The sequence below is a fragment of the Microcella sp. genome, from assembly GCF_051860105.1.
Classification (GTDB): Bacteria; Actinomycetota; Actinomycetes; order Actinomycetales; family Microbacteriaceae; genus Microcella.
The window spans coordinates 1,960-25,337 of record NZ_JBHYEO010000004.1; the positions used below are offsets into that span (position 1 = coordinate 1,960).

Annotated in this window: 23 protein-coding genes and 1 tRNA gene; 16 read left to right on the top strand and 8 right to left on the bottom strand. The window is 72.3% G+C overall.

Features of this window, described 5'->3' with window-relative positions; all coding sequences use genetic code 11:
- The 4 genes from ACTIE9_RS03075 to ACTIE9_RS03090 all read left to right on the top strand — a co-directional run.
- The coding region (locus ACTIE9_RS03075; RefSeq protein ID WP_439564105.1) for a Glu/Leu/Phe/Val dehydrogenase family protein at positions 1-846 on the top strand (846 nt) is incomplete at its 5' end.
- A gap of 131 nt (positions 847-977) precedes the next feature.
- Positions 978-1,325, top strand: a complete 348-nt coding sequence (locus ACTIE9_RS03080; RefSeq protein ID WP_439564106.1) for an iron chaperone — start codon at positions 978-980, stop codon at positions 1,323-1,325.
- Between the two features lie 84 nt (positions 1,326-1,409).
- Positions 1,410-1,883 carry an SRPBCC family protein gene (locus ACTIE9_RS03085; protein WP_439564107.1) on the top strand — a complete coding sequence of 158 codons (474 nt, stop codon included), beginning with the start codon at positions 1,410-1,412 and terminating at the stop codon, positions 1,881-1,883.
- 61 nt (positions 1,884-1,944) lie between these two features.
- A complete protein-coding gene (locus tag ACTIE9_RS03090; protein ID WP_439564108.1) occupies positions 1,945-2,634 on the top strand; it encodes a CDP-alcohol phosphatidyltransferase family protein in 690 nt (229 codons plus the stop codon).
- Here the strand turns inward: ACTIE9_RS03090 and ACTIE9_RS03095 are convergent.
- A complete protein-coding gene (locus tag ACTIE9_RS03095) occupies positions 2,631-3,482 on the bottom strand; it encodes an EamA family transporter (RefSeq protein ID WP_439564109.1) in 852 nt (283 codons plus the stop codon). The two genes, ACTIE9_RS03090 and ACTIE9_RS03095, sit on opposite strands and share 4 nt — an antisense overlap.
- 106 nt (positions 3,483-3,588) lie before the next feature.
- Here ACTIE9_RS03095 and ACTIE9_RS03100 point away from each other — a divergent pair, with 106 nt between their 5' ends.
- The 3 genes from ACTIE9_RS03100 (at position 3,589) to ACTIE9_RS03110 (ending at position 6,618) form a co-directional block, all read left to right on the top strand.
- Positions 3,589-4,434: a putative RNA methyltransferase gene (locus ACTIE9_RS03100; protein ID WP_439564110.1), complete on the top strand. Its 846-nt coding sequence runs from the start codon at positions 3,589-3,591 to the stop codon at positions 4,432-4,434.
- A 140-nt stretch (positions 4,435-4,574) separates the two neighbouring features.
- Positions 4,575-5,957 carry a sensor histidine kinase gene (locus ACTIE9_RS03105; protein WP_439564111.1) on the top strand — a complete coding sequence of 461 codons (1,383 nt, stop codon included), beginning with the start codon at positions 4,575-4,577 and terminating at the stop codon, positions 5,955-5,957.
- Between the two features lie 10 nt (positions 5,958-5,967).
- The gene (locus ACTIE9_RS03110) at positions 5,968-6,618 is read left to right on the top strand and encodes a response regulator (protein WP_439564112.1); all 651 of its coding nucleotides are present in this window, start codon (positions 5,968-5,970) and stop codon (positions 6,616-6,618) included.
- A 3-nt stretch (positions 6,619-6,621) separates the two neighbouring features.
- On the opposite strand, the gene ACTIE9_RS03115 is transcribed toward ACTIE9_RS03110, so the two are convergent.
- Positions 6,622-7,875: a hypothetical protein gene (locus ACTIE9_RS03115; RefSeq protein WP_439564113.1), complete on the bottom strand. Its 1,254-nt coding sequence runs from the start codon at positions 7,873-7,875 to the stop codon at positions 6,622-6,624.
- A gap of 173 nt (positions 7,876-8,048) precedes the next feature.
- Between ACTIE9_RS03115 and ACTIE9_RS03120 the strand changes: the two genes are divergently transcribed.
- Genes ACTIE9_RS03120 through ACTIE9_RS03130 form a run of 3 tightly spaced genes read left to right on the top strand, consistent with a single transcriptional unit; the run spans position 8,049 to position 12,422 of the window.
- Positions 8,049-11,807 carry an AAA family ATPase gene (locus tag ACTIE9_RS03120; protein WP_439564114.1) on the top strand — a complete coding sequence of 1,253 codons (3,759 nt, stop codon included), beginning with the start codon at positions 8,049-8,051 and terminating at the stop codon, positions 11,805-11,807.
- A 31-nt stretch (positions 11,808-11,838) separates the two neighbouring features.
- Complete coding sequence (locus ACTIE9_RS03125; RefSeq protein ID WP_439564115.1) at positions 11,839-12,009, top strand: hypothetical protein; 171 nt, start codon at positions 11,839-11,841, stop codon at positions 12,007-12,009.
- Positions 12,009-12,422 (top strand): ACT domain-containing protein, encoded by a 414-nt coding sequence (locus ACTIE9_RS03130; protein WP_439564116.1) that lies wholly within the window; start codon positions 12,009-12,011, stop codon positions 12,420-12,422. Before ACTIE9_RS03125 ends, ACTIE9_RS03130 begins: the two co-directional genes overlap by 1 nt.
- Positions 12,423-12,453: 31 nt before the next feature.
- On the opposite strand, the gene mscL is transcribed toward ACTIE9_RS03130, so the two are convergent.
- The 3 genes from mscL to ACTIE9_RS03145 are packed head-to-tail and all read right to left on the bottom strand — an operon-like array spanning position 12,454 to position 13,903.
- Entirely contained in the window at positions 12,454-12,888 is a 435-nt protein-coding gene (gene mscL, locus ACTIE9_RS03135; protein WP_439564117.1) for a large conductance mechanosensitive channel protein MscL, read from the bottom strand.
- A gap of 37 nt (positions 12,889-12,925) precedes the next feature.
- On the bottom strand, positions 12,926-13,246 hold the full coding sequence (locus ACTIE9_RS03140) for an FmdB family zinc ribbon protein (protein WP_439564118.1): 321 nt from the start codon (positions 13,244-13,246) through the stop codon (positions 12,926-12,928).
- Between the two features lie 57 nt (positions 13,247-13,303).
- Positions 13,304-13,903 (bottom strand): 5-formyltetrahydrofolate cyclo-ligase, encoded by a 600-nt coding sequence (locus ACTIE9_RS03145; RefSeq protein ID WP_439564119.1) that lies wholly within the window; start codon positions 13,901-13,903, stop codon positions 13,304-13,306.
- 63 nt (positions 13,904-13,966) lie between these two features.
- On the opposite strand from ACTIE9_RS03145, the gene galU reads away from it, so the two are divergent.
- Both galU and ACTIE9_RS03155 read left to right on the top strand, forming a co-directional pair.
- Positions 13,967-14,857, top strand: coding sequence for a UTP--glucose-1-phosphate uridylyltransferase GalU (gene galU / locus ACTIE9_RS03150; protein WP_439564120.1), 891 nt, complete (start codon positions 13,967-13,969; stop codon positions 14,855-14,857).
- A gap of 3 nt (positions 14,858-14,860) precedes the next feature.
- Positions 14,861-15,523, top strand: coding sequence for a GNAT family N-acetyltransferase (locus tag ACTIE9_RS03155; RefSeq protein ID WP_439564121.1), 663 nt, complete (start codon positions 14,861-14,863; stop codon positions 15,521-15,523).
- Between the two features lie 24 nt (positions 15,524-15,547).
- Here ACTIE9_RS03155 and ACTIE9_RS03160 read toward each other — a convergent pair whose 3' ends face one another.
- A complete protein-coding gene (locus tag ACTIE9_RS03160; RefSeq protein WP_439564122.1) occupies positions 15,548-16,255 on the bottom strand; it encodes a hypothetical protein in 708 nt (235 codons plus the stop codon).
- 102 nt (positions 16,256-16,357) lie between these two features.
- On the opposite strand from ACTIE9_RS03160, the gene ACTIE9_RS03165 reads away from it, so the two are divergent.
- The 3 genes from ACTIE9_RS03165 to ACTIE9_RS03175 all read left to right on the top strand — a co-directional run bounded on the left by ACTIE9_RS03165 (position 16,358) and on the right by ACTIE9_RS03175 (position 18,557).
- Entirely contained in the window at positions 16,358-17,290 is a 933-nt protein-coding gene (locus ACTIE9_RS03165) for a hypothetical protein (protein WP_439564123.1), read from the top strand.
- A gap of 60 nt (positions 17,291-17,350) precedes the next feature.
- Positions 17,351-17,426: transfer RNA gene (locus tag ACTIE9_RS03170), tRNA-Ala, on the top strand.
- A gap of 138 nt (positions 17,427-17,564) precedes the next feature.
- Positions 17,565-18,557, top strand: coding sequence for a squalene cyclase (locus ACTIE9_RS03175; RefSeq protein WP_439564124.1), 993 nt, complete (start codon positions 17,565-17,567; stop codon positions 18,555-18,557).
- Here the strand turns inward: ACTIE9_RS03175 and ACTIE9_RS03180 are convergent.
- Positions 18,507-19,409 carry an EamA family transporter gene (locus ACTIE9_RS03180; RefSeq protein ID WP_439564125.1) on the bottom strand — a complete coding sequence of 301 codons (903 nt, stop codon included), beginning with the start codon at positions 19,407-19,409 and terminating at the stop codon, positions 18,507-18,509. The genes ACTIE9_RS03175 and ACTIE9_RS03180 overlap by 51 nt on opposite strands.
- The gene (locus ACTIE9_RS03185) at positions 19,402-20,880 is read right to left on the bottom strand and encodes a phytoene desaturase family protein (protein WP_439564126.1); all 1,479 of its coding nucleotides are present in this window, start codon (positions 20,878-20,880) and stop codon (positions 19,402-19,404) included. Before ACTIE9_RS03185 ends, ACTIE9_RS03180 begins: the two co-directional genes overlap by 8 nt.
- A gap of 41 nt (positions 20,881-20,921) precedes the next feature.
- Here ACTIE9_RS03185 and ACTIE9_RS03190 point away from each other — a divergent pair, with 41 nt between their 5' ends.
- The gene (locus tag ACTIE9_RS03190; protein ID WP_439564127.1) at positions 20,922-23,300 is read left to right on the top strand and encodes an ATP-binding cassette domain-containing protein; all 2,379 of its coding nucleotides are present in this window, start codon (positions 20,922-20,924) and stop codon (positions 23,298-23,300) included.
- The last annotated feature ends 78 nt before the right edge of the window (positions 23,301-23,378 follow it).

Genomic DNA, 23,378 nt, shown 5'->3' on the forward strand with positions numbered 1-23,378 from the left:
GCGCTCGCCGACATCGGCGCGGGCGGAGGCAAGGCCGTCATCGCCCTGCCTCCCGGTCGCGTCCTCGACCCGGCCGAGCGACGGGATGCCCTGCTCGACCTCGGCGACCTCGTCGAGTCGTTCGGCGGCGCGTACATCACGACCGAAGATGTCGGAGTCACCGAGCACGACATGCTCATCGTGCGCGAGCGGACGCAGCACGTCGTCGGCCTGCCCGCCGCCGATGGCGGCGCGGGGGAGCCGGCCGCCGGTACGGCGCTCGGCGTCTTCGCGTCGATCGAGCAGGTGCTGCTCGCCGCCTTCGGCTCGACCGGCATCGCCGGCCGGTCGTTCGTGATCTCCGGACTCGGGCAGGTGGGCTCGCGGCTGGCGCGGCGGCTCGCCGAGGCCGGAGCCGTGCTGACCGTCACCGACATCAACCCGGCGGCCCGCGCCCTCGCCGACGAGCTCGGCGCCACGTGGATCGACGCGGCCGACGCCGTCACCACCCCCGCCGACGTGTTCGTGCCGGCGGGCCTCGGCGGAATCCTGACCGCCCCCGTGATCGAGCAGCTGCCCGTGCGCGCCGTCTGCGGGCCGGCGAACAACCCGTTGGCCGAGCGCAGTGGGGCCGACGCCCTCGCCGCGCGGGGCATCCTGTACGCCCCCGACTACGTCGTCAACGCCGGGGGAGTCATCCACCTCGCCCTCACTGAGCGCGGCGAGGCGCCCGAGTCCGTCGACGCGCGCCTGCGCGGCATCGGCGGCACGCTCGCCGACGTGCTCGCCCTCGCGACGCTCGAGGGCATCACGCCCCTCGACGCCGCCGACCGCATCGCGCTCGCCCGGGTCGCCGCCGCCCGCTGAGCCCCGCTCGTCTGCACCGCCCCAGCGTCGCTCGTGGCAAATGACGGAGTTTGCGACCCTCGCAGGCATCTTGGGGGCACAACCAGTCCGGAACTCCGTCATTTGTGTTATCCCGGGTGTTGGATGGGCCCATGAGCGAGATCGACGACTACATCGCGGCGGCGCCCGAGGCCGCGCGCGAGCGCCTGCTCGCCGTGCGCGAGACGCTGCTGCGCTGCGTGCCGGGCGGCACCGAGGCGTTCCGGTACGGGATGCCCGCCGTCATGGTCGGCGCGCGCCACGGCCTGCACTACGCGAACTGGACGAAGCACCTCGCGCTCTACCCGATCTACCGCGGCGACGATGCCTTCGAGGCCGCGGTCGGGCCGTATCGCGCCAAGACCGATTCGGTGCACTTCCCGCACACGCAGCCCCTGCCGCTGGAGGTCGTCGAGCTCATCGCCACCGCGCTCGCCGCGCGCCGAACCTCTGAGGAGTGACCGCGACCCTGTGAAGTCAACCCCTGACGGCCGATCGAGCAGCCCCCTAGCGTGGCTCACCACCGACCGAACAGGGAGACCACCATGGCCACCGTGAATTCCAGCATCGACATCGACGCACCCATCTCGACCGTCTACAACCAGTGGACCCAGTTCGAGAGCTTCCCCCAGTTCATGTCGGGGGTCGACACGATCGTTCAGACGAGCGACATCCTCACCGAGTGGACCGTCTCGATCGCCGGCGTCACGCGCGAGTTCGAGGCGACGATCGTCGAGCAGCACCCCGACGAGCGCATCGCCTGGAACTCGAGCGTCGGCGAGGAGCACTCCGGCGTCGTCACGTTCCACCGCCTCGATGCTGATACGACCCGCGTCTCGTTGCAGCTCACCTGGACCCCGCAGGGCATCGTCGAGAAGATCGGCGCACTGCTGCAGGTCGACGACATCCAGATCGACCGCGACCTGAAGAAGTTCAAGCACCTCGTCGAGACGAACGGCTTCGAGACCGGCGCCTGGCGGGGCGACGTCGACCGCGCGCCCGACTCGACCGGCCGCTGACGAGGGCTCCCACCATCGCCTCGCTCGCTCCGAATAGGGTGACGAGCGAGGAGGTGGGGCCGTGAGCCGACGGGCGATTCTCGACGGCGCTAACTCGCGCGCCGCGACGAACGAACTGCTCGGCGGGCTCCGGCGCGGGGGCTTCGGCGGCCGCGCCCTCGGGGCGTTCATCGCCGACGCGACGCTGCGCAGCATCCGCGAAGCCCGCAAGCGCCCCATCGCGCTCGCCGAGGCGACCGCGGTGCACGCCGGCATGGCCGCGCTCGCGCATCCCCACGGTCGCGCGTGGGTGCTCACGAGCTGGCTCATGACCGTGACCCATCTCGGGATGCTCGAAGAGCGCCGCACGATGGGCCTGCCCAATCTGCTCACGGTCGCCCGGGCCAATCTGCCCGCCGCCGCGGCGCGACTCGGGTCAGCAGTTCCGGTTCTGGCGCTGGCCACGGATTTCGTCGATGGAAAGCTGGCCCGCCGCACGGGCACGGTCACGCGCTTCGGCACGCAGGGCGACTACCTCGCCGATGCCGCCCTCTGGACCTGGTTCACGCTGAAGCACGAGCACAGCCGCGGCTGGCAGCTCGCGACCTTCGCCGCATGGGCGATCCCGGTCGCCGGGCTGACGGTGGTGAGCTTCGCGAAGGGCGGCATGGTCGACGTGCCGCGCTCGCGCTGGCTGCGCCCGGCCGCCGCGGTCGAGGTGCTCATCGGGGCGCGTGTGCTGGCCCGCTTGGCGGCTCGACGCCGCGGCTAGAGCGACGCGAGCACGAGAGCGGCCGAGGCCACGACGAGGCCGAGCACCTGCCAGCGCGTCATGAGCTCACGCAGGAAGACGCGGCCGATGATCGCCGTGAACACGGGAGCGGCGGGGGCGAGGATCGCGAGCAGCACGAGGTCGCCCGTCTGCAGCGCGAGCACGAGGAACAGGTTGCCGAGGATGTCGGCGGCTCCGGTGATCATCGGGAACAGCACGTACCGGGTGCGGAAGTGCGAACCGACGGTGCGGGCACCCTCGCGCCAGAGCATCCACCCCAGCAGCACCATCGCGACCGTCGTGATGCCGAAGCGCGCCCCGACGATCGGCCACAGTCCGTCGGCCTGCGGGGCGGCGTTGATGGTGACGATGAAGCCCGTGAAGAGCGTCGCGGCGACTGCGGCGAGCAGCGGCCCGCGCAGGCTCGGCCGCACGCCGTCGACGGGCGGGCGATAGGTGACGAGCAAGATGGCGATGAGGCCAAGCGCGAGACCCGCGCCGCGCAGGGGAGTGATCGCGTCGCCCGTGATGACGCCGACGAGCACGAGCAACGCCGTCCCCACGACGGCGAGCACGGCGCCCGCGATGCCGACCGGCCCGATCGCGAAGGCGCGGTAAGCGACGGGAAGGCCGCTGCCGCCGAAGAGCCCGGCGAGGAAGCCCAGCCAGAACCCGGGCCAGCTCGGCGTTCCGGGCAGGACAAGGGCCAGAAGCAGCGCGATGACGATCGTCGTCGGGCCAGCGATCGCGACGACGATCGCGATCGGCAGGCGTCGGGCCGCCACCCCGCCCATCACGTTGCTCACCGAGATGAACAGCGCGTTGATGAGCGTGTAGACGACCGCCATGAGATGACCTTCGTGCCGAGGGGATGGCCGCCGAACCTGCTCGGGAGTCGCCGCCGCCAGCCTATCGAGCGCGACCTCGCCCGCCCCGCCCTGTACGGTTGCGCACGTGAGCACCCTCGACGCGGCCTTCGACATCCTGCAGTGCCCGAGCTGCGGCGAGCCGCTGAGCGCGGCCGATGGCGGCGCTTCGTGCGCCAACCGCCACCACTTCGACCGGGCCCGCCAGGGCTATCTGAGCCTGCGCGCCGCCCACAAGGGCAAGGGTGCTCCGGCGACGGGCGACACCCCCGAGATGCTCGAGGCGCGTGAGCGCTTCCAGGCCGCGGGGTTTCATGACGACATCGCGTCCGCCGTGCTCGCAGCCGTGCCGACCGACGCTCGCGGCTGGCTCGCCGACCTCGGCGGCGGCACCGGCTGGTACGCCGCGACGATTCTGGATGCCCGCCCGGGGCTGCGCGGAGTCGTGCTCGACGCCTCGGCTCCGGCGGTGCGCATCGCGGCCCGCGCGCATGATCGGCTGGCCGGGGTGAGCGCCGATGTGTGGACGGGAATCCCGCTGCGCGATGCCAGCGTCGATGTGGCCCTGCGCATCTTCGCGCCCGGCGCCGCGGGCGAGGTGCGGCGCATCCTCGCCCCGGGCGGCACCGCGGTGTTCGCCGTGCCGCACGCCGACCACATGCGCGAGCTAGGACACGGCCTCAAGCTCATGAGGGTGCCCGCCGGCAAGGCGGAGGAGGTTGCGGCGAGCATCCCCGAGGCGACCCTCGTGAGCTCGGTCGAGGTGCGCCAGCGCGTGCAGCTGAGTGTCGAGCAGGCTCTCGACGCCGTGTTCATGGGGCCCAACGCCTTCCATCAGGATCGCGCGAAGGTCGAGAAGGTGCTGCTCGAGTGGCAGGCGCCGATCAGTGTCACGATCGCCGTGACCGTGGTGGCGCTGCGGCTCGAGGCCTGAGATCTGAGGCATCGGGCAAGGGGGGGATACCCCCCGCACGGTTCGGGGGTGGCTCGGATGCCGCGGCGCGACGCCGGTCGCGAGGCTGGAGTCATCCCGGCGCGAGGTGCGCCGTGGCAGTCTGACCTCAGGAGAACACCATGACCACCACCCCTGCCGCCCCGGCCCCCGCCGCGGCGCCGGCCGTCGCCGACAGCTGGAGCTACGGCGCCCTGTGGCGCCGCGTGCCCCGCGCGCTCGGCTACCTCGTGCCGACCTTCGCGATCGCGATCGCCGTGATGACCATCCTCACCTCGCTGTTCTCGACGGCGGTGAGCCTGCTCATCATCATCGGCGGCATCTTCCTGCTGTCGCTCACGCTGCTGCTGGCCCGGTATGCCGGATCGTTCGAGATCGCGCGGCTTCGCTGGTCGGGCGAGGCCCCGATCGCCGAGCCCGAGTGGCCGGCCGACCCGACCATGGTGTGGTGGAAGCGCTGGTTGCGGCCGCTCGCCAACGGCCGCTACTGGCTGAGCCTGCTGCACGGCGCGATCATCGCGCCGATCATCGCCACGATCAGCTTCGTCGTGCTCGTCGTCTGGGTGTCGCTCATCGGCGGCGCCATCGCCCTGCCGATCACGCTCGCCCTGCGCGGGCCGGACGACTGGTTCACGGGCCCCGGCGTGCGCTTCCCCGACGCCTGGATCGCGACGGCGGCTCCGGTCGTGGCCACGATCTTCATCGTGCTCGGCGTCATCGCCCTCGTCACGCTGCCCTACGTGCTGCGCGGCCTCACCTGGTTGCACGCGGCGATCGCCCGCCCCTTCCTCGGCCGCTTCACGAACGAGCAGCTCGAGCAGCAGGTGTCGAGCCTGTTCACCTCGCGTCAGGCGGCCGTCGCCGCCGAGGGCTCGGCGCTGCGCCGCATCGAGCGCGACATCCACGACGGCCCGCAGCAGCGCCTCATCCGCTTGCAGATGGACCTCGCCGCCGCCGAGCGCCGTCTCGAGGCGAGCCCCGACGAGGCCGCCGGTCTGATCCAGGATGCCCGGCGTCAGGCGCAAGACGCCCTCGACGAGCTGCGCAACCTGTCGCGCGGTTTCGCGCCGCCGCTGCTGCTCGACCGCGGACTCTTCGCCGCGCTCGAGTCGCTCGCGACCCGGTCGAGCATCCCCGTGACGCTCGAGACCGAGCTCGGCGCGACGGCGAACCTGCCCGACGAGGTGGCGCGCAACGCCTACTTCGTGGCGAGCGAGCTCATCGCCAACGCCGCCAAGCACTCGCAGGCGAGCACGATCACGCTGAGCGTCACCACGGCAGACGGAGCACTCGTCGTCGCCGTGACCGACGACGGCGTGGGCGGAGCGGTCGAGTCGGTCGGGCACGGCCTGGCCGGGCTGCGCGACCGCGCGGCGGGCATGGGCGGCACGTTCGCGATCTCGAGCCCCGGGGGCGGCCCCACCACGGTGACGGTCACGCTGCCGCTCGCGGGCGTCGGCGCAGCATCCACCGCCCCGGCCGCCGATAGCGAGCCGAGTGCCTAATCTGGAGGGCATGTCAGCCCTTCGCGTCGCGGTCGCCGATGATTCGGTGCTGCTGCGCGAAGGGCTGGTTCGCGTGCTGCGCGATGCCGGCGTCGAGGTCGTCGGGGCGTTCGGCGATGCGGAGGCGCTGCTCGCCGCGGTGCCCGCGCTCGAGGTCGATGCGGTCGTGCTCGACGTGCGCATGCCGCCGACGTTCCGCGACGAGGGCGTGCGCGCCGCGATCGAGCTGCGGCGCCGGCACCCCGCCATCGCCATCCTGCTGCTGTCGCAGTATGTCGAAGTGGCGTACGCGCAAGAGCTGCTCGCGGCCGGAACGGGCGGGGTCGGCTACCTGCTGAAAGACCGCGTCGTCTCGCTCGACGAGGTGCGCGATGCTCTCGAGCGGGTCGCCGCGGGCGGCACCGTGCTCGACCCCGAGGTCATCACGCAGCTCATGGCCCGCCGGGTCGACCCGCTGCAGTCGCTCACGACGCGCGAGCGCGAGGTGCTCGAGCTCATGGCGCAGGGCCGCACCAACGGGGCCATTGCCGGCTCGCTGTTCATCGGCGTCGGCGCCGTCGAGAAGCACATCTCGGCGATCTTCGCCAAGCTCGGCCTCGACGCCGCCGATGGCGACCACCGCCGCGTGCTCGCGGTGCTCGCCTGGCTGCAGGCTCAGTAGCGCTCAGTAGCGCGCGAGCACCTCGGCGTCGCGCGCGTGCGTCAGGGCGCGGCGCACGGCATCGAGCGCGCCGACGGGGTCGGTATCGAGCATCGTGCGGGATGCCCGCAGCTCGTCGACCGCATCCTCCAGCCGCGCCCGCGCGCCCGCCGAGCCGCCTGAGCCGACGGCATCGCGCGCGACGAGCAGCTGCGCCTCGGCCTGCACGCGTGCGGCGTGGTACGCCTCGCGCGCGTGCGCGAGGCGCTGCGCCTGCGTGCGCGACGAGGCGAGCGACACCTCGACGGCGTCCATCGCCTCGCGCAGGTCGGCGAGCTGCTCGAGCGGATCGGCGGCGCTCGCCGCGCCGTCGCCCGCCGCCCGGTCGAGCTGCGCCACGGCCTCCGTGATGGCGACACCCGTGTCGCCGTCGGGCGCGGTCTGCGCTGCCTCGAGTGCCTCGGTGCGCGCGCTTCGGGCGTCGTCGCGCAGGCGCCGCAGAGCCTCGGCGGCGTCGTCGAGCCGGTCGGTGGCGGCCGCGACCGACTCGATCGCCTCCTCGGCCGAGAACAGCAGCCGCTCGGCCTCGCTGATCGTCGCCATGACGCTGCTCGCGGGGGCCGTGCTGCCCGGGGCCGCATCCGCTGCCAGACCCTCGGCACGATCGAGCTCGCGGGCGGCGCGCTCGGGCGCGTCGGCGGCGGCGCCGAGCGCGGTGCGGGCGTGCTGGGCGAGCAGGGCATCCCGCTGCCGCGTCGCCTCGGTCAGTCGGGCTCGCGCCTCGGTCACCCGCGTGCGCAGTCGTTCCAGACGCTCGGGCGCGGTCGACTCGAGCGACCGCCGGTCGCGGAAGGCCGCGGCCTGCTCGCCGAGCGTGCGGTCGATGCGGTCGGCGAGCATGACGATGCGGTCGGTGCGCTCGCGGTTGGCGAGGCCGGCGTCGGGCTCGTCGTCGATGAGGCGGTGCAGGCGGAAGATCTCGTCGCGGTCGGCGCGCGCGCGGCGCACGGCGCCACGGTAGTCCTGCGCGGCGCGCTCGCCGAACTGGGCGATCGCGAACTCGACGTCGGCCTCGCCCTCGCCGATGCGGTCGTCGGCGCGCACGAGGGCCGAACCGGCGCGGCGGCGGATGTCGTCGGGGGCCCGCAGCAGCCGGCCGGAGCGGCCGCGACGCCGGGCGACGATCACGATGCCGCCGATCAGTACCGCGGCCACGACGACGAGCAGCGTGACGCCGCCCGCGACCAGCGCCGACACGACTCCGCCCACGAGCTCCACGCCCCGATCCTAGAACGGCAATCTTGTTCGCAACTCAGGCTGACGTGCCCGATGTGCTGCGCTGTGCACGCTCCCACGGCAGTTCAGCCTGAGTTGTGAACACGGCGGTCGGGTTCGGGGGCAGACCGGTAGAAATCCCAGGGATTCAGCCGGAGCAGACATACAGTGGCCGCGTGTGGCGTGCCGACCGATACGACGATCATGAGATCGATGCCGATGAGGGGAGCGGGGCCAACCCGCTCTCGCCCTCGACGGTGCGGTTCGACGACCCCCGCGTCGTGCCGATGAACGTCGCCGCGCCCATCTGGGATCGCTGGCGCACCGAGCTCGCCCGCGTGGGCGGCACCAGCACCCTGCTGCACTTCGACGACGACCCGCGCGGTCGCATCGAGCTCGGCACGAGCCACCCTGGCGGTCTGGCGCGCTTCATCGCCGGCAGCCCGACCCTGCTGAGCAACCTCGTGCGCGACGATGTGGCCCTGCGTCAGGCGCGAATCGCCGCCGAGCGCATCGCCGACGCGGGCGCAGAGCTCGCGAGTGTGCGCGGCATCGATGCCGTGGCGCTCGGCATCGGCCTCGTGTCGTGGCACCATCAGGGCGTCGATCACTGCGCGCCGCTGCTGCTGCGCCCGCTGCGCATGCGCCGTCGGGGCCGGGATGTCGAGCTCACGCTCACCGGAGTCGTCGCCGTGAACCCGGCCCTTGTGCGGGTGCTCGCCGAGCAGTTCTCGCTGCACCTCGACGAGGCGGCGTTCGTCGCCCTCGCCCACGACGGCGAGGCGTTCAAGCCGAACCCGCCGCTCGATCGGCTGCGCGGCCTGACCGCCCACCTCGACGGTTTCACGATCAGCCCGCGTCTTGTGGTCAGCACCTTCGCCGAGGTGGGCCCGGCGATGGTGGCCGACGCGCACGATCTCGCGCACCCGGTGCTCGATGCGCTCGCCGGCAACACGAGCGCGCGCTGGGCGGTCACCGAGAGCCAGTCGCCCGTCGACGCCGTCCCCGCCGATCAGCGCCCGCCCGAGACCGACCTTCTGCTGCTCGACGCCGACGCCGAGCAGGAGCAGGTGATCGCGAGCATCGCCGCCGGCAACTCGCTCGTCGTCAAGACGTTGCCGGGCACGGGCGCGACGCAGACCATCGTCAATGCGCTCGGCACTCTCGTGGCGCAGAACAAGCGCGTGCTCGTCGTGAGCCCGCGTCGCGCGAGCCTGCGCACCATCGCGCGACGCCTCACCGACATCGGCCTGCCCGGCGCGGCCGTGTCGGCCTCGACCCTCCGCCGCGACCTGATCCGCGCGATCGGCCGCAACGAGAAGGCCGAGCGCCCGCGCGTCGCTGATGTGAACGATGCGCTCATCCGGTTGCGTTCGGTGCTCATCGAGTACCGCGAGGCCCTCTCGCGGCCGGATGCCGAGCTCGGCATCAGCGTGCTCGACTGCATCGCCGAGCTGAGCCGCCTGCAGCTGCTGCCGACGCCGCCCACGACGCGCGCGCGCCTCAGTCGTGCCGCGGTCGAGTTGCTGGCGGCCGACCGCCGTGAGGCGGCCGACGCCATGGTTCAGGCCGCCGAGCTGGGGCAGTTCAGCTACGGCCCGGGAGACTCGCCGTGGTACGGAGCCCGATTCCGCACGGGCGACGACGCGGCGCACGCCCAAGAGCTCGCGCGTCGACTTCACCACGATCTCGTGCCGCGCCTCGTCGAGCGCGGGCGCCTGCTCATCGCCGCGACCCCGCTGCGGCCCTTCGAGTCGATCGCTGAGCTCGGCGTGTACCTGCGGCTGCTCGCCGATCTGCGCGACACGCTCGACAAGTTCCAGCCCGCCGTGTTCGACCGCTCGCTCAGCGAGCTCATCGCGGCGACCGCCCCGCGCCGCGAGGCGGGCACGATGCCGGCGACCACGCGTCGGCGCCTCAAAGCCCTCGCGAAGGAGTATCTGCGGCCCGGCGTCGCCGTCGGCGACATGCACGAGGCCCTGCAGCGCATCCAGCAGCAGCGGGTGCTCTGGCAGCGGTTCGTGCCCAGCGGCATCACCCCCGCCGTGCCGGTCGGCATCGCCGACGTGGCCGTCGCCTACCAGCAGGTCGAGCAGGATCTCGAGGCGCTGGATGCTCCGCTCAACCACCACAGTCGCGACCAGCAGCTCGCCCACCGCCCGCTGACCGAGCTGCACGCCCTGCTCGCCGGCCTCGCCGCCGAGAGCGACGTGCTCGCCAACCTGCAGGAGCGCACGACCCTGCTGCAGCACCTCGAGCGCTGGGACGTCGGGCCGCTGCTGAGCGATCTGGCGGCGCGCCATGTTCCGCACGCGCAGGTCGCGGCTGAGCTCGAACTCGCCTGGTGGCGCTCGGCCCTCGACAGCCTGCTGCAGCACGATCGCGCCCTGCTCGGCGCCGAGCCCGAGGTGCTCGAGCGCCTCGAGGCCGACTTCCGGCTCGTCGACGAGGCGCACGCCGCGGGCAGCGCGCAGCTGCTGGCGTGGCAGCTCGCCGAGAACTGGTCGATCGGCATCACCGACTGGCCCGACGAGGCCGCCGCGCTCAAGACCCTGTTGAAGAGCGGCGCGATTACTGCCGCGCAGCTGCAGCGCGAGGCCCCGCACCTGAGCCGGCCGGTCGCGCCGATCTGGCTCGCCTCGCCTTACGACGTGCACGAGATCAGCGACGACATCCCGTTCGACACCGTGCTGCTGCTCGACGCGGGCGCCGTGACGGTCGCCGAGGTCGCGTGCTCGGTGCGTCGTGCCCGCCAGGTGGTCGCCGTCGGCGACCCCGTCACGCAGGCTCCGGCACCGTTCACGATCGCGGTCGGCGACCCCGACGACGACGGCGACGTGGATGCCCTGCACGCCGCCTCCGCCCTCTTCCAGCTCAGCGAGCTGCTGCCGGCGCTGTCTCTCACGCGCTCGTATCGCGCGGGGGGCGAAGACCTCGCCGAGCTCGTGAACCGGCGGTTCTACGCCGGCCGCATCGAGTCGCTGCCGTGGGCCGGCTCGTTCCTCGGGCATCCTTCGATCGCGGTCGACTACCTCGACGACGGTCACGGCATGCCCGACGAGGTCACGGGAGCGATCGAGAGCGTCGATGCCGAGGTGCGCCGCGCGGTCGATCTGGTGATCGAGCACGCCACGGCGCGCCCGAACGAGTCGCTCATGGTCATCACGGCGAGCGCGAAGCACGCCGCGCGCGTGCACACCGCCGTGCTCGAGGCCCTCACGCACCGCCCCGACCTGCACGACGTGCTGCTCGGCGATCGGCCTGAGCCGTTCGCCGTGCTCACGATCGAGCAGTCGGTGGCGCAGTCGCGCGACCGGGTCATCTTCTCGATCGGCTTCGGCCGCACGCCGCACGGCCGCGTGCTCACCGAGTTCGGGTCGCTGGGCCGCCCCGGCGGTGACCGTCTGCTCGCTGTCGCGATGACGCGGGCACGGCGCTATGTGCGCATCGTCAGCTGCATCCGCCCGAGCGATCTCGACGACGACCGGCTCTCGCACGGCGCCCGGGCGCTCGCCGACCTGTTCGCCGACGTCGAGGCGCGCCGCACGGCCGTCGAGCTGCCCGACGACAGCGACCCCATGCTCATCGACCTTGCTCGGCGTCTCGAGGCGCGCGGCATGACGGTCGCACTGGGGCATCGCGGAAAACTTCCGCTCGTGGCGAGCCGCGGCGGCTACTGCGTCGCCGTCGAGACGGATGCCGCGCTCGCGCACCTGAGCCTGCGCGAGTCGCTGCGCCTGCGCCCCGACCTCATGCGCCGCCTCGGCTGGCACTATGCGCGCGTGCACGTGTTCGAGCTGTTCAGCGACCCGGAGGCGGTGGCCGACCGCATCCAGGCCCTCGCGGGCGGGGTGCCGGCGGCGTCGAGCGGCGCGGGCCCCGTACCCGGCCGCGGCTCTGATCACCCGACCGACGAGCTCGCGATCACGCGCTGACGCCGCGTCGTCGCGCGCGTACGCTGAGGGCATGAGCGAGACGGATGCGGGGCGCGCCCCGCGCGTGCGAGGCCGCGGCTCGCGCCGGGTCACGACGCCACCACCGCCGGGGTCGGATCCGACTCCGAGCCCGGCGCCTGCGCGGCACCGGCTCGACGAGAACGACGCCCGCCTCACGGCCGAGAAGCCGCCGCACTACTGATGACGAGCGCGAACGCGACGCGGGCTCGGGGCGAGACCGACCTCGACGTGCTGCTCAGAACGATGCGACCCGAGCCGGTGGCCGGCGACTGGTTCTTCTCGACCGTCGAATCGCTCGAGGGTGTCGATGCCGCGGCGACCGTGCTCGAACCGGAGGGCATCTCGGTCGTACTCGACCGCGCCGAGGCTGAGCGCATCGGCGCCGATACGAGCCGGGCGTACCGCTGGATCACGCTGCGCGTGCACTCCTCGCTCGAGGCGGTGGGCCTGACGGCCGCGGTCAGCGCCGCGTTGACGTCGCACGGCATCAGCTGCAATGTGATCGCCGGGGCGTTCCACGATCATCTGCTGGTTCCTGCCGCGCGCGCCGACGAGGCGATGCGCGCTCTCGCCGCCCTGAGCGCGCGGCACTGACGGCGGCTCGGCGCTCGGTCGTCGTCGAGCGCTACGGAGCGGGCGGCGTGCTGTCGCGCTTCGCGAGCAGGTCGCGAATCTCGGCGAGCAGCTCGAGCTCGGTCGGGGGCGCCGCCTCCTCGCCAGCGGGCAGGCCCGCCTTCCGGCGCTCTTCCGCTCGGCGGTTGAGGTAGTTCATGGGCGCGACGAGCGCGAAGTACACGACGGCGGCGACGATGACGAAGTTCAACACGGCGGCAAGCACGGCACCGAACAGCAGATCCGCGGTGCCTCCGGATACCGTCGGGATCTTCACGACGAGGGCAGTGCTGAGCGACTCGGCATTGAGCAGCGCACCGATAGCGGGGTTGATGATCGAGGCAACGATCGCGTTGACGAGCGCCGTGAACGCGGTGCCGACGACGACAGCCACGGCGAGCTCGATGACGTTGCCGCGCAGGATGAACGTCTTAAAACCGGCGAGCATGAAGACTCCTTCAGGGAGGGGGCGGAATGCCCCGACTCTAGCCCGCGGCGGCCGGCGCGGGGGAGCTCTTGGCGGGGGTCGAGCTCGGCGTGGCAGGTGAGACGCTAGAGGAGCCGCTTGACGAGGTGCCGCTCGACGAATCCGAGCCCGACGACGATCCCGCACCGCTGCTAGACCCTCCGGCGCGGCTGTCGGTGCGGTAGAAGCCCGAGCCGTTGAAGGTCACGCCGACCGCCGAGAAGACCTTGCGCAGCCGGCCCTGGCACGTCGGGCACTCGGTGAGCGAGTCGTCGGTGAAGGCCTGCTGAATGTCGAACGCCGTCGAGCATTCCGTGCAGCGGTACGAGTACGTGGGCATGGGCGAACCTCCACCCTCCAGGATACGGCGGGCGGAGCATTCCCCCGCACCGCGCGGTCAGGAGGAGAAGCGCGTGATGCCCGACGGGGTGACGACGCCGTCGACGCCCTGATCGTGCGGTTCGCGGGGCAGCGCGTCGAGCACCTCGTGCTCGAAGACCACCGCGAACACGGGCGGGCGGCGGTCCATCGACCCCAGGGTCTTATCGAAGTAGCCCCGACCCCAGCCCATGCGCATGCCGGATCGGTCGACGGCCGCGGCCGGAACGACGATGAGCCCGACGTCGTTGATGGCGATCGGGCCGAGAAGCTCGGTCGTCGGCACGGGCATGCCGATGAGGTCGAGCCCTTCGTCGGCATCGTCGTAGGGAGCCCAGTCGAGCAGGCCGTCGTCGCGCGAGACCGGCAGCAGCACGCGGATTCCCTGCTCGACCGCCCAGCGGAGGAACGGCCGGGTCTCGGGCTCGTCGCGCGTGGCGAGGTAGCACGAGAGCGATCGCGGCCCGAGCGTCGAGGCGAGGGCGATGAGCTGGCGCGTCAGGCTCTCGGTGGCGAGGTCGCGCTCGTGCTGCGGGCGGATGCGCCGCCGCTCGCGCAACTCGGCTCGCAGAGCGCGTTTCGCGGCGATCGCGTCACCGTCGGGCGCGTGGGGTGGCATACCGCCATCGTAGGCCCGAGGCAACCCCCGAGCCCTGCGGAGGCCTCCCGATACGCTGACGCCATGACCCGCCGCATCAGCAAGGCCGTGATCCCCGCCGCGGGGCTCGGCACCCGGTTCCTTCCCGCCACCAAGGCGATGCCGAAGGAGATGCTGCCCGTCGTCGACAAGCCGGCCATCCAGTACGTCGTCGAAGAGGCTGTGGGCGCCGGTCTCACCGACGTACTCATGATCACGGGGCGCAACAAGACCGCGCTCGAGAACCACTTCGACCGCGTCGGCGAGCTCGAGGCCACTCTCGAGGCCAAGGGCGACACCGAGAAGCTCGCGAAGGTCGAGTACTCGACCGACCTGGCCGACATGCACTACGTGCGGCAGGGCGACCCGCTCGGCCTCGGTCACGCCGTGCTGCGCGCCCACATGCACGTGGGTCGGCAGGCCTTCGCGGTGCTGCTCGGAGACGACATCATCGACCCGCGCGACCCCCTGCTCGAGCGCATGATCGACGTGCACGAGGCGCGCGATACGAGCGTCATCGCGCTGCTCGAGGTCGATCCGGCGCAGGCGCACCTCTATGGCGTCGCGACGGTCGAGCCCACCGACGACCCGGATGTCGTGCGCGTCGTCGACCTGGTCGAGAAGCCCGCACCGGGTACCGCGCCCTCGAACTACGCCGTCATCGGCCGCTACGTCTTGAAGCCCGAGATCTTCGACATCCTCGAGCACACGGCACCCGGCAAGGGCGGAGAGATCCAGCTGACGGATGCCCTGCTCGAGCTCGCCGGCGACGCCGAGGCGGGCGGCGTCTACGGCGTGATCTTCCGCGGCCGACGGTACGACACGGGCGATCGCCTCGATTACATCAAGGCGATCGTGCAGCTCGCCGTCGAGCGCGCCGATCTCGGCCCCGAGCTGCGCCCGTGGCTGAGAGATTTCGCCTCCCGCTTAGACTGAGGCGTGGCATCGATCATCCCCACACTGCGCGATGGCGCGACGGTGCTGCGGCCCATCCGCGTCCGCGATGCGCGGGCCCTCGAGGCCGAGCTCATCGACAGCCGCAGCTGGCTGCGGCCGTGGGAGGCCACGAGCCCCTCGGCACCCCTGCACTGGGACACCCGGGGGAGCATCCGCAACCTGCTGAGCGCCGCGCGCGCCGGGACGGGACTTCCGTTCATCATCGAGACCGAGGGGCGTCTCGCGGGTCAGCTCAACGTGAGCGGCATGACGTACGGCTCGCTCGCCTCCGCGACGTGCGGCTACTGGGTGGGGGCGGGTTTCGCGGGGCGCGGGCTCACTCCCACGGCCGTGGCGCTCGCGACCGATCACGTCTTCTTCACCGTCGGGCTGCACCGTATGGAGATCTGCATCCGCCCCGAGAACGGGCCGAGCCTGCGGGTCGTCGAGAAGCTCGGGTTCCGCTACGAGGGGCTGCGTCGCCGCTACATCCACATCAACGGCTACTGGCGCGACCACTTCTGCTTCGCGCTGACGGTCGAAGAGGTGCCGCAGGGCGTGCTGCAGCGCTGGAAGGCGGGGCGCGTTCCCCCCGGCGCGGCGACCGTGCCCGAGCTCGATCTCATCGCCGCGCGCCGCGGCATTAGCCTGCCGCCCGCGCGCTGAGCGCGAGCGGCAGGCGATGCGCCGCTAGACCCAGGTGACGGGGATCGTCAGCATGATCGCGGCGGCGAACACGAAGATCGCCGAGCCGATCACGATGAGCGAGTACTGCACGCGGCGCGAGCGCACAACGGCGGCGACACCGAGCAGGAACAGCGAGATCGCCATGAGCACGGTCGTGAGGGTGAGCCAGTCGCCGCGACCGTCGAGCTCGTCGGCCTCGGCGATGAGGGCGACCGCTTCGTCGCTCTTCTCGGCGTAGGCGCCGAAGAGCACGCTCTGGTACTCCTCGTCGTCGAGCGGGCTCGTGTAGAACTCGGTGTCGGCGGCGTTGATGGCGTCGGTGCGCTCGATGGCGGCGCCGAAGTGCTCGCTCACGGCCACGAAGTAGAGGGCGTCATAGACCTCGGCGGCGATGGGGTCTCCCGCGTCGATCTGCGCCTGCAGCTCGGTCAGGCGCGCGAGGGTCTGCGAATCCTGCACGTACTCCTGGTTGCCTTCGAGGTAGAGCGACTCGGCCTCGGCGGTGGTGCTCTGCGAGAGCGAGAGCGCCTTGGCGGTCTGGCCGTCGTAGAGCGCGGCCTGGAACGAGACCCAGGCGGTGGCGACCGAGACGATGCCGAGCAGAATCACGATGAGCAGTTCGGCGTTGCCGAAGAAGCCGCGCAGTCCGGTCTTCTCTGCACCCTCGGTGGGGGACTCGGAGGCGGGCGCGGGGGCAGGGGTCGACGACATGGTGTCCTTTGAGAGGGGTGAGGGGAGGGGATGCGGCCTCGGGTCTGCCAACACTCCGCCGACCTGCCGACCGCACCGGCTCGTGAATCGTACCCTTCCGGCATGGAGTCCACGGGCGGCGGCACGGCGATCCTCATCGTCATCGCCGCGGCCCTCTGGCTGCTCTATCTGGTGCCCATGTGGCGCCGGCGCCGCGAGTACCTCGCGACCGAGCGCAACGCCATCCGCCTGCAGCAGACGCTGCGCATCATGGCGCACGCCGCCGAGGTGCCCGAGTCGGTGCGCGCCGAGCTGACGGCGCGCGATGTCGCGGCGCAGCAGCGCTCGCTCGCGGCCCGGCAGCGCGAGCTCGCGGCGATCGAGCGCGCACGTGAGGCCGCCGCCCAGCGCGCGCTGCGGGCTCGGCTCACCGAGTCGGCGCCGGGCCTCATGGCCGAGATGGATGCCGCACGCCTCGGTCAGCGCCGCCTGCGCCGCTCGCGCGCGCTCACCTCGCTCACGACCCTGCTCGCTCTCGTCGGCATCGGTGTCGCGATCGCGTTCTCGGCCTGGGCCTGGGCCGGTTTCGCGGCCTTCGTCGCGATCAGCGGCGGGATGCTGCTCACGGGTCTCGCGCGCGCCCAGCGCCGCCGCACGGCTCCTGTCGCGGGCGTGGCCGCCCCCGAGTTCGTCGATCTGGCGCCCCCGCTTCGCCGGGCTCCCGCGGTCGCGCGCCGCGAGTGGACGCCCGTGCCGCTGCCCAAGCCGAGCTACCTCAGCGCGCCGGTCGTGCCGACCGGAGCTGCGGCTCCGGCTCTCGACCACGCGGCCGCGCTCGCCGCTGCCGCGGCCGAGGCTGAGCGGACGCAGCGGGCGGCAGCCCGTGCGGCATCCCCCGACGTCGCCGCGGCCGCTTCCATAACTTCGGAGTGGAAGGCGCCCGAGGTCGCTCGGCCCGCCGCGAGCCGATTCGCCGGCATGGGCCTCGTCGACGGGCTGCCGACGCGCGCGCCCGACCTCGACGAGGTGCTCGAGCGCCGTCGCGCCGCCGGCTGAGCCCGCGCGGCACTCGGTCGAGCGCTCCGCGCGCGAATGGTAATGTGGACGACGCACCACGGGCCTGTGGCGCAGTTGGTAGCGCGCCTCGTTCGCATCGAGGAGGTCAGGGGTTCGAATCCCCTCAGGTCCACCATCCCACCGCTCTGATGCTCGGCTCTCGCTCGACGCGCAACCGCATCACCTGCGGTCGCGGGGTTCGAATCCCCTCAGGTCCACCATCTCTTCCTTTCTGACTCGTGACGCCGTCGGCACGCGGGGATACGCTCGCGGCATGGTGAACGGCTCATCCCCGATCGAGCCCGCGCTGCTGCAGTGGATGCTCGACACCGACCCGGCGCTGCGCTGGCAGGTCGAGCGCGACCTCGCCGATGAGCCCGAGCACGTGTGGCAGGCGACCCGCGCGCGCGTCGCGACCGAAGGCATGGGCGCCGCGCTGCTCGCGCATCAGGATGCCGACGGCCAGTGGGCGGGTGGCGCGTACTTTCCGGCGGGGTTCGACTGGGACAGCGAGGAGGCGCAGGAGGGTCAGCCCTGGACGGCCACCACCTGGACCCTCAACACCCTGCGCGAGTTCGGCCTCGACGCCGCGGCGCTCGCGGGCACGGCCGAGAAGCTCGCCGCTAACGCGCGGTGGGAGTACGACGACCTGCCCTACTGGGGCGGCGAGGTCGACGCGTGCATCAACGGCTTCACCCTCGCCAACGGCGCCTGGCTCGGCGCCGACGTCGATGCGATCGCCACGTGGTTCGCCGAGCACCAGATGGCCGAGGGCGGCTGGAACTGCGAGTGGGTCGAGGGCTCGACGCGGTCGAGCTTCCACTCGACGCTCAACTCGCTGAAGGGCATCCTGGACTGGGAGGAGCGCACGGGCGACACCCGTCTGCGCCCGGCGCGTCACGCGGCGCACGAGTACCTGCTGCGGCGACGGATGCTCTACCGCGCGTCGACCGGCGAGCTCGTGGCGCCCTGGGCCACGCACTTCGGCTACCCGTTCCGCCACGTCTACAGCGCCCTCAACGTCATGGACTACCTGCGACGGGCGTCACTGCTCGAGGGCACGCCGCCCGACGAGCGGGCATCCGACGCGATCGGGATCATCCGTGACGCCCAGCAGCCCGACAACACCTGGGTGCAAGAGCGCCGCCACCCGGGCCGCGTCTGGTTCGAGCTCGACGTGCCGGTCGGCGAGCCGTCGCCGTGGCTGACGTTCCTGTCACTCCGCGTGCTGCGGTGGTGGGACGACGGGATCGTCGACGGCTCGTGAGCGGGTGCCGTCGCGCTGAGCCGCGGCGCCCGCGACGATGACGATCACGATGCCGATGATCTGCAGGGGTCCGGGAAGCTGGCTCAGGATGATGAGCCCGACGATCAACCCGAACGCGGGCTCGATCGCGAGCAGCGTGCCGAAGGCCGTATGGGTCATTCGGCGCAGGGCGAGCATCTCGAGCCCGAACGAAATGACGGGCGTGATGAGCGCGATGCCCGCCGCGAGCAGGATGATCGGCACCGTGGGCGCGCCGCCGATCACCTGCGGCAGCCCGATGACGGTCGTCACGACGGCCGCGATCGGGATTGTGAAAGCGAGCCCCGTGATGCCGCTGAAGCGGTCGCCGACCCGCTGGGTGAGCAGGTTGTAGAGACCCCAGCAGATGCCCGCGAGCAGGGCGAAGACGATGCCGAGAGCATCCGTCGCCCCCTGCCACGGCTCGGTCAGCAGCACCACGCCGACGAGCGCGAGGGCCGGCCAGACGAGCGCTCGGCGCTGGCGGCTCATGACCGCGGCGACGGTGAGCGGGCCGAGGAACTCGATCGCGACGGCCGTGCCGAGCGGGATGCGGTCGAGCGCGGCCAGGAAGAACGTCGTCATGAGGCCGGTCACGGCACCGAGCATGAGCAGCGTCGGAACGTCGGCGCGACGGATGCTGCGCACGTTCGGCCGCACGATGAGCAGCAGGAAGACCGCGCCGAAGCACATGCGCAACCATGAGGTTCCGGCCGCGCCGACCGCGTCGATCACGGTGACCGAGAGGGCGTTCGACACCTGGATGAGCAGCATCGCGGCGACCGCCATCGACCAGGCGGGCGGCGTCGCGCGGGCGGTTGCGAAGTCAGCCACGGGACGCTCCGCTCGCGCCGGTGACGCCCGTGCTGCCCGCGCCGAGCCGGGCGAGCGCCGCGCCCGCGGCGTTCCAGCCGCCCATGCCGTGCACGCCGCCGCCGGGCAGCGTCGACGACGAGCACAGGTACAGCCCCGGCACGGGCGTGGCCCACGGCGTGAGCGAGAGCGAGGGCCGGGCGGCGAGCTGCCGCCAGTCGGTCGCGCCGCCGCCAATGTCGCCGCCGACGATGTTCGCGTTCCACGACTCGAGGGCGGCCGGGCCCATGACATGCCGACCGAGCACGCGCTCGCGGAACCCCGGGGCGACGCGCTCGAGCTGCGCCTCGAGGGCGGGCAGGGCATCCACCGTCGACCCGTTGGGCACGCGGCAGTAGGCCCAGAGCGTGTGCTTGCCGGCGGGCGCGCGCGACGGGTCGGCGACGGTGGCCTGAACGGCGAGCACCCACGGGTCGTCGACGTGCCGACCGCGCGCGGCCTCGCGCTCGGTGCGCGCGACCTGTTCGGCCGTGCCGATGTGCACGGTTCCGGCGCCGGAGAGCGCGGGGTCGGCCCACGGCACGGGGCCGTCGAGCGCCCAGTGCGCTGCGAAGACTCCGGCACCGTACCGCCACCGAGACAGCCGGCGAGCGTAGCGCGCGGGCAACGCTTCGCCCGCGATCGCGAGCACCTGCCGCGGCGTGAGGTCGAGCACGACGACGCGCGCGCTCGGCAGCTCGGCGAGCGATGTGACGCGGTGGCCCGTGCGCAGCTCGCCGCCGAGTGAGGTCAAGCGGGCGACGAGCGCGTCGGCGACCGACTGCGAGCCGCCGCGGGCGACGGGCCAGCCGACTCCGTGCGCGAGGCCGCCGAGCATGAGGCCGATGCCCGTCGTGAGCGGCTGCCCGAGCGGCACGGCCGCGTGGGCGGCGAGCCCCGCGAAGAGCGCGCGCGCCGGCTCGTCCCGGAAGACCGTGCGGCCGACGAGCGACGCCGGCCACAGCCCCCGCGCTCCGAAGCCGAGCAGCGCGCCCAGATCGTGCGGCGGCAGCCGGGTCGGGTCGAGCACCGAGGCGGCGAGGCCCGGCCAATTCGCGGAGAGGCGCGCGAGCATCCCGCGCCAGGCCCGCCCGTCGCGGCCGAGACCCTCGGCCGTCGCGTCGATCGAGCGGTGCAGCAGTGCCGAGCGGCCTGCGTCGATCGCGTGGCCGAGGGGGGTGGGCGGATGCACGAGCTCGAGACCCTCGCGCCCCAGGTCGAGCGCCCGCATCGCCGGAGAGGCGAGGCCGAGCGCGTGCACCGTCGCGCCGAGGTCGTGCACGAACCCGGGCAGAGTCAGCTGTTCGCTGCGCAGCCCGCCGCCGGGGCGATCGGCCGCCTCGAGCACGAGCACCCGCAGGCCCGCCTCGGCGAGCCGCACCGCGGCGACGAGCCCGTTCGGCCCCGCGCCCACGACGACGGCGTCGACGTCGGAGGAAACGGAGGGACTCATGGGCTTGATCCTGCCCCATGCTGGTGCACCAGACTGAGCGGATGACCGATGCGAGGCACCCCGCCGACCGCCACGACCTCATCCGGGTGCAGGGGGCGCGCGAGAACAACCTGAAGAACGTCAGCGTCGACCTTCCGAAGCGTCGACTGACCGTCTTCACGGGCGTCTCCGGCTCGGGAAAGTCGAGCCTGGTGTTCGCAACCATCGCGGCCGAGTCGCAGCGCATGATCAACGAGACCTACAGCGCCTTCGTGCAGAACTTCATGCCGAGCCTCGCCCGCCCCGACGTCGACCGGCTCGAGGGGCTCACGACCGCGATCATCGTCGACCAAGAGCGCATGGGCGCCAACTCGCGCTCGACCGTCGGCACCGCGACCGACGCCAACGCGATGCTGCGCGTGCTGTTCAGCCGGCTGGGCCAGCCGCAGATCGGCCCGCCCAACGCCTTCTCGTTCAACGTGCCGACGACGCGCGTCAGCGGCGAGCGCGAGAGCTCGACAGGCGAGCGCACGGTCATCGAGAACGAGATCTACCTCGGCGGCATGTGCCCGCGGTGCGAGGGCATGGGCAGCATCACCGACATCGACCTGAGCCAGCTCTACGACGAGAGCAGGTCGCTCAACGAGGGCGCCATCACGGTGCCCGGCTACACAGCCGAGGGCTGGTACATCCGCATCTTCACCGAGTCGGGCTTCGTCGACGGCGACGTGCCGGTGCGCGACTTCAGCCCCGAGATGCTGAACGACTTCCTCTACAAAGAGCCGACCAAGGTCAAGATCACGGGCATCAATATGACCTACGAGGGGCTCGTGCCGCGCATCCAGAAATCGATGCTGAGCAAAGACGTCGACGCGATGCAGCCGCATATCCGCGCCTTCGTCGAGCGGGCGGTCACGTTCACGGCGTGCCCCGAGTGCGAGGGCACGCGGCTGAGCGAAGCCGCGCGGTCGTCGCGCATCGCCGGGGTGAACATCGCCGAGGCGTGCGCCATGCAGATCAGCGACCTCGCCGCGTGGGTGCGCGCGATTGACGACCCGGGCGTCGCGCCGCTCGTCGCCGGGCTGCAGCACACGCTCGACTCGTTCGCCGAGATCGGCCTCGGCTACCTGAGCCTCGACCGGCCGGCGGGCACCCTCTCGGGCGGCGAGGCTCAGCGCACCAAGATGATCCGGCACCTCGGCTCGTCGCTCACCGACGTGACCTACGTCTTCGACGAGCCCACCGTCGGGCTGCACCCGCACGACATCCAGCGCATGAACGAGTTGCTGCTGCGCTTGCGCGACCAGGGAAACACCGTGCTCGTCGTCGAGCACAAGCCCGAGGCGATCGCCATCGCCGACCACGTCGTCGACCTGGGCCCCGGCGCGGGGTCGGCGGGCGGCGAGATCGTCTTCGAGGGCGACCTCGCCGGGCTGCGCGCGAGCGGCACGCTCACCGGGCGGCACCTCGACGACCGCGCGGCCCTCAAGCCGGGCGTGCGCACGCCGACGGGGGCGATCAGCGTGCGCGGAGCATCCAGCCACAATCTGCAGTCGGTCGACGTCGACGTGCCGCTCGGCGTGCTCGTCGTCGTCACGGGCGTGGCGGGATCGGGCAAGAGCTCGCTCATCCACGGCTCGGTCGCGCACGATGCCGCGGGGGCACCGCGCGAGGGGGTCGTCGCGGTCGATCAGGGCGCGATCCGCGGCTCGCGCCGCAGCAACCCCGCCACCTACACGGGCATGCTCGAGCCGATTCGCAAGGCGTTCGCCAAGGCCAACGGGGTCAAGCCCGCGCTCTTCAGCGCCAACTCTGAGGGCGCCTGCCCCACGTGCAAAGGCGCCGGCGTCATCGACACCGATCTCGGGATGCTCGCCTCGGTCTCCTCGCCCTGTGAAGACTGCGGCGGCCGCCGCTTCCAGGCCTCCGTGCTCGAGTACCGCCTGGGTGCGGCGAGCATCACCGACGTGCTGGCGATGCCCGTGAGCGACGCCGTGCACTTCTTCGCCGCGGGGGAGTCGCGCGTGCCCGCCGCGCACGCCATCCTGCAGCGCCTCGTCGACGTCGGACTCGGCTATCTCACGATCGGGCAGCCGCTCTCGACGCTCTCGGGCGGTGAGCGGCAGCGCCTCAAGCTCGCCATGGCGATGGCCGACACGGGCCGCGTGCTGGTGCTCGACGAGCCGACGAGCGGCCTGCACCTCGCCGACGTCGAGCAGTTGCTCGGCATGCTCGACCGGCTCGTCGACGGCGGCACCTCGGTCATCGTCATCGAGCACCACCAGGCCGTCATGGCCCACGCCGACTGGATCATCGACCTCGGGCCCGGCGCGGGCCACGACGGCGGCCGGGTCGTGTTCGAAGGCACGCCGGCCGAGCTCGTCGCCGCGCGGTCGACCCTCACGGGCCAGCACCTCGCCGACTACGTCGTCGCCCCATGAGCGTCGGCGCCCGCAGGTGGGTCGTGCCCGCGCGTCCTGATCGAGCAATTCTCGCCACTGATAGCCTCGCCCGATGAG

Bases quoted from the DNA above. Each gene is read 5' to 3' on its own strand.
- ACTIE9_RS03080 (WP_439564106.1), top strand. From the start codon at position 978: ATGAGCGAGATCGACGACTACATCGCGGCGGCGCCCGAGGCCGCGCGC.
- ACTIE9_RS03095 (WP_439564109.1), bottom strand. From the start codon at position 3,482: ATGGCGGTCGTCTACACGCTCATCAACGCGCTGTTCATCTCGGTGAGC.
- ACTIE9_RS03185 (WP_439564126.1), bottom strand. From the start codon at position 20,880: ATGAGTCCCTCCGTTTCCTCCGACGTCGACGCCGTCGTCGTGGGCGCG.
- mscL (WP_439564117.1), bottom strand. From the start codon at position 12,888: ATGCTCGCCGGTTTTAAGACGTTCATCCTGCGCGGCAACGTCATCGAG.
- ACTIE9_RS03175 (WP_439564124.1), top strand. From the start codon at position 17,565: ATGGTGAACGGCTCATCCCCGATCGAGCCCGCGCTGCTGCAGTGGATG.
- ACTIE9_RS03110 (WP_439564112.1), top strand. From the start codon at position 5,968: ATGTCAGCCCTTCGCGTCGCGGTCGCCGATGATTCGGTGCTGCTGCGC.
- galU (WP_439564120.1), top strand. From the start codon at position 13,967: ATGACCCGCCGCATCAGCAAGGCCGTGATCCCCGCCGCGGGGCTCGGC.
- ACTIE9_RS03140 (WP_439564118.1), bottom strand. From the start codon at position 13,246: ATGCCCACGTACTCGTACCGCTGCACGGAATGCTCGACGGCGTTCGAC.
- ACTIE9_RS03145 (WP_439564119.1), bottom strand. From the start codon at position 13,903: ATGCCACCCCACGCGCCCGACGGTGACGCGATCGCCGCGAAACGCGCT.
- ACTIE9_RS03190 (WP_439564127.1), top strand. From the start codon at position 20,922: ATGACCGATGCGAGGCACCCCGCCGACCGCCACGACCTCATCCGGGTG.
- ACTIE9_RS03165 (WP_439564123.1), top strand. From the start codon at position 16,358: ATGGAGTCCACGGGCGGCGGCACGGCGATCCTCATCGTCATCGCCGCG.
- ACTIE9_RS03130 (WP_439564116.1), top strand. From the start codon at position 12,009: ATGACGAGCGCGAACGCGACGCGGGCTCGGGGCGAGACCGACCTCGAC.
- ACTIE9_RS03125 (WP_439564115.1), top strand. From the start codon at position 11,839: ATGAGCGAGACGGATGCGGGGCGCGCCCCGCGCGTGCGAGGCCGCGGC.
- ACTIE9_RS03160 (WP_439564122.1), bottom strand. From the start codon at position 16,255: ATGTCGTCGACCCCTGCCCCCGCGCCCGCCTCCGAGTCCCCCACCGAG.
- ACTIE9_RS03105 (WP_439564111.1), top strand. From the start codon at position 4,575: ATGACCACCACCCCTGCCGCCCCGGCCCCCGCCGCGGCGCCGGCCGTC.
- ACTIE9_RS03085 (WP_439564107.1), top strand. From the start codon at position 1,410: ATGGCCACCGTGAATTCCAGCATCGACATCGACGCACCCATCTCGACC.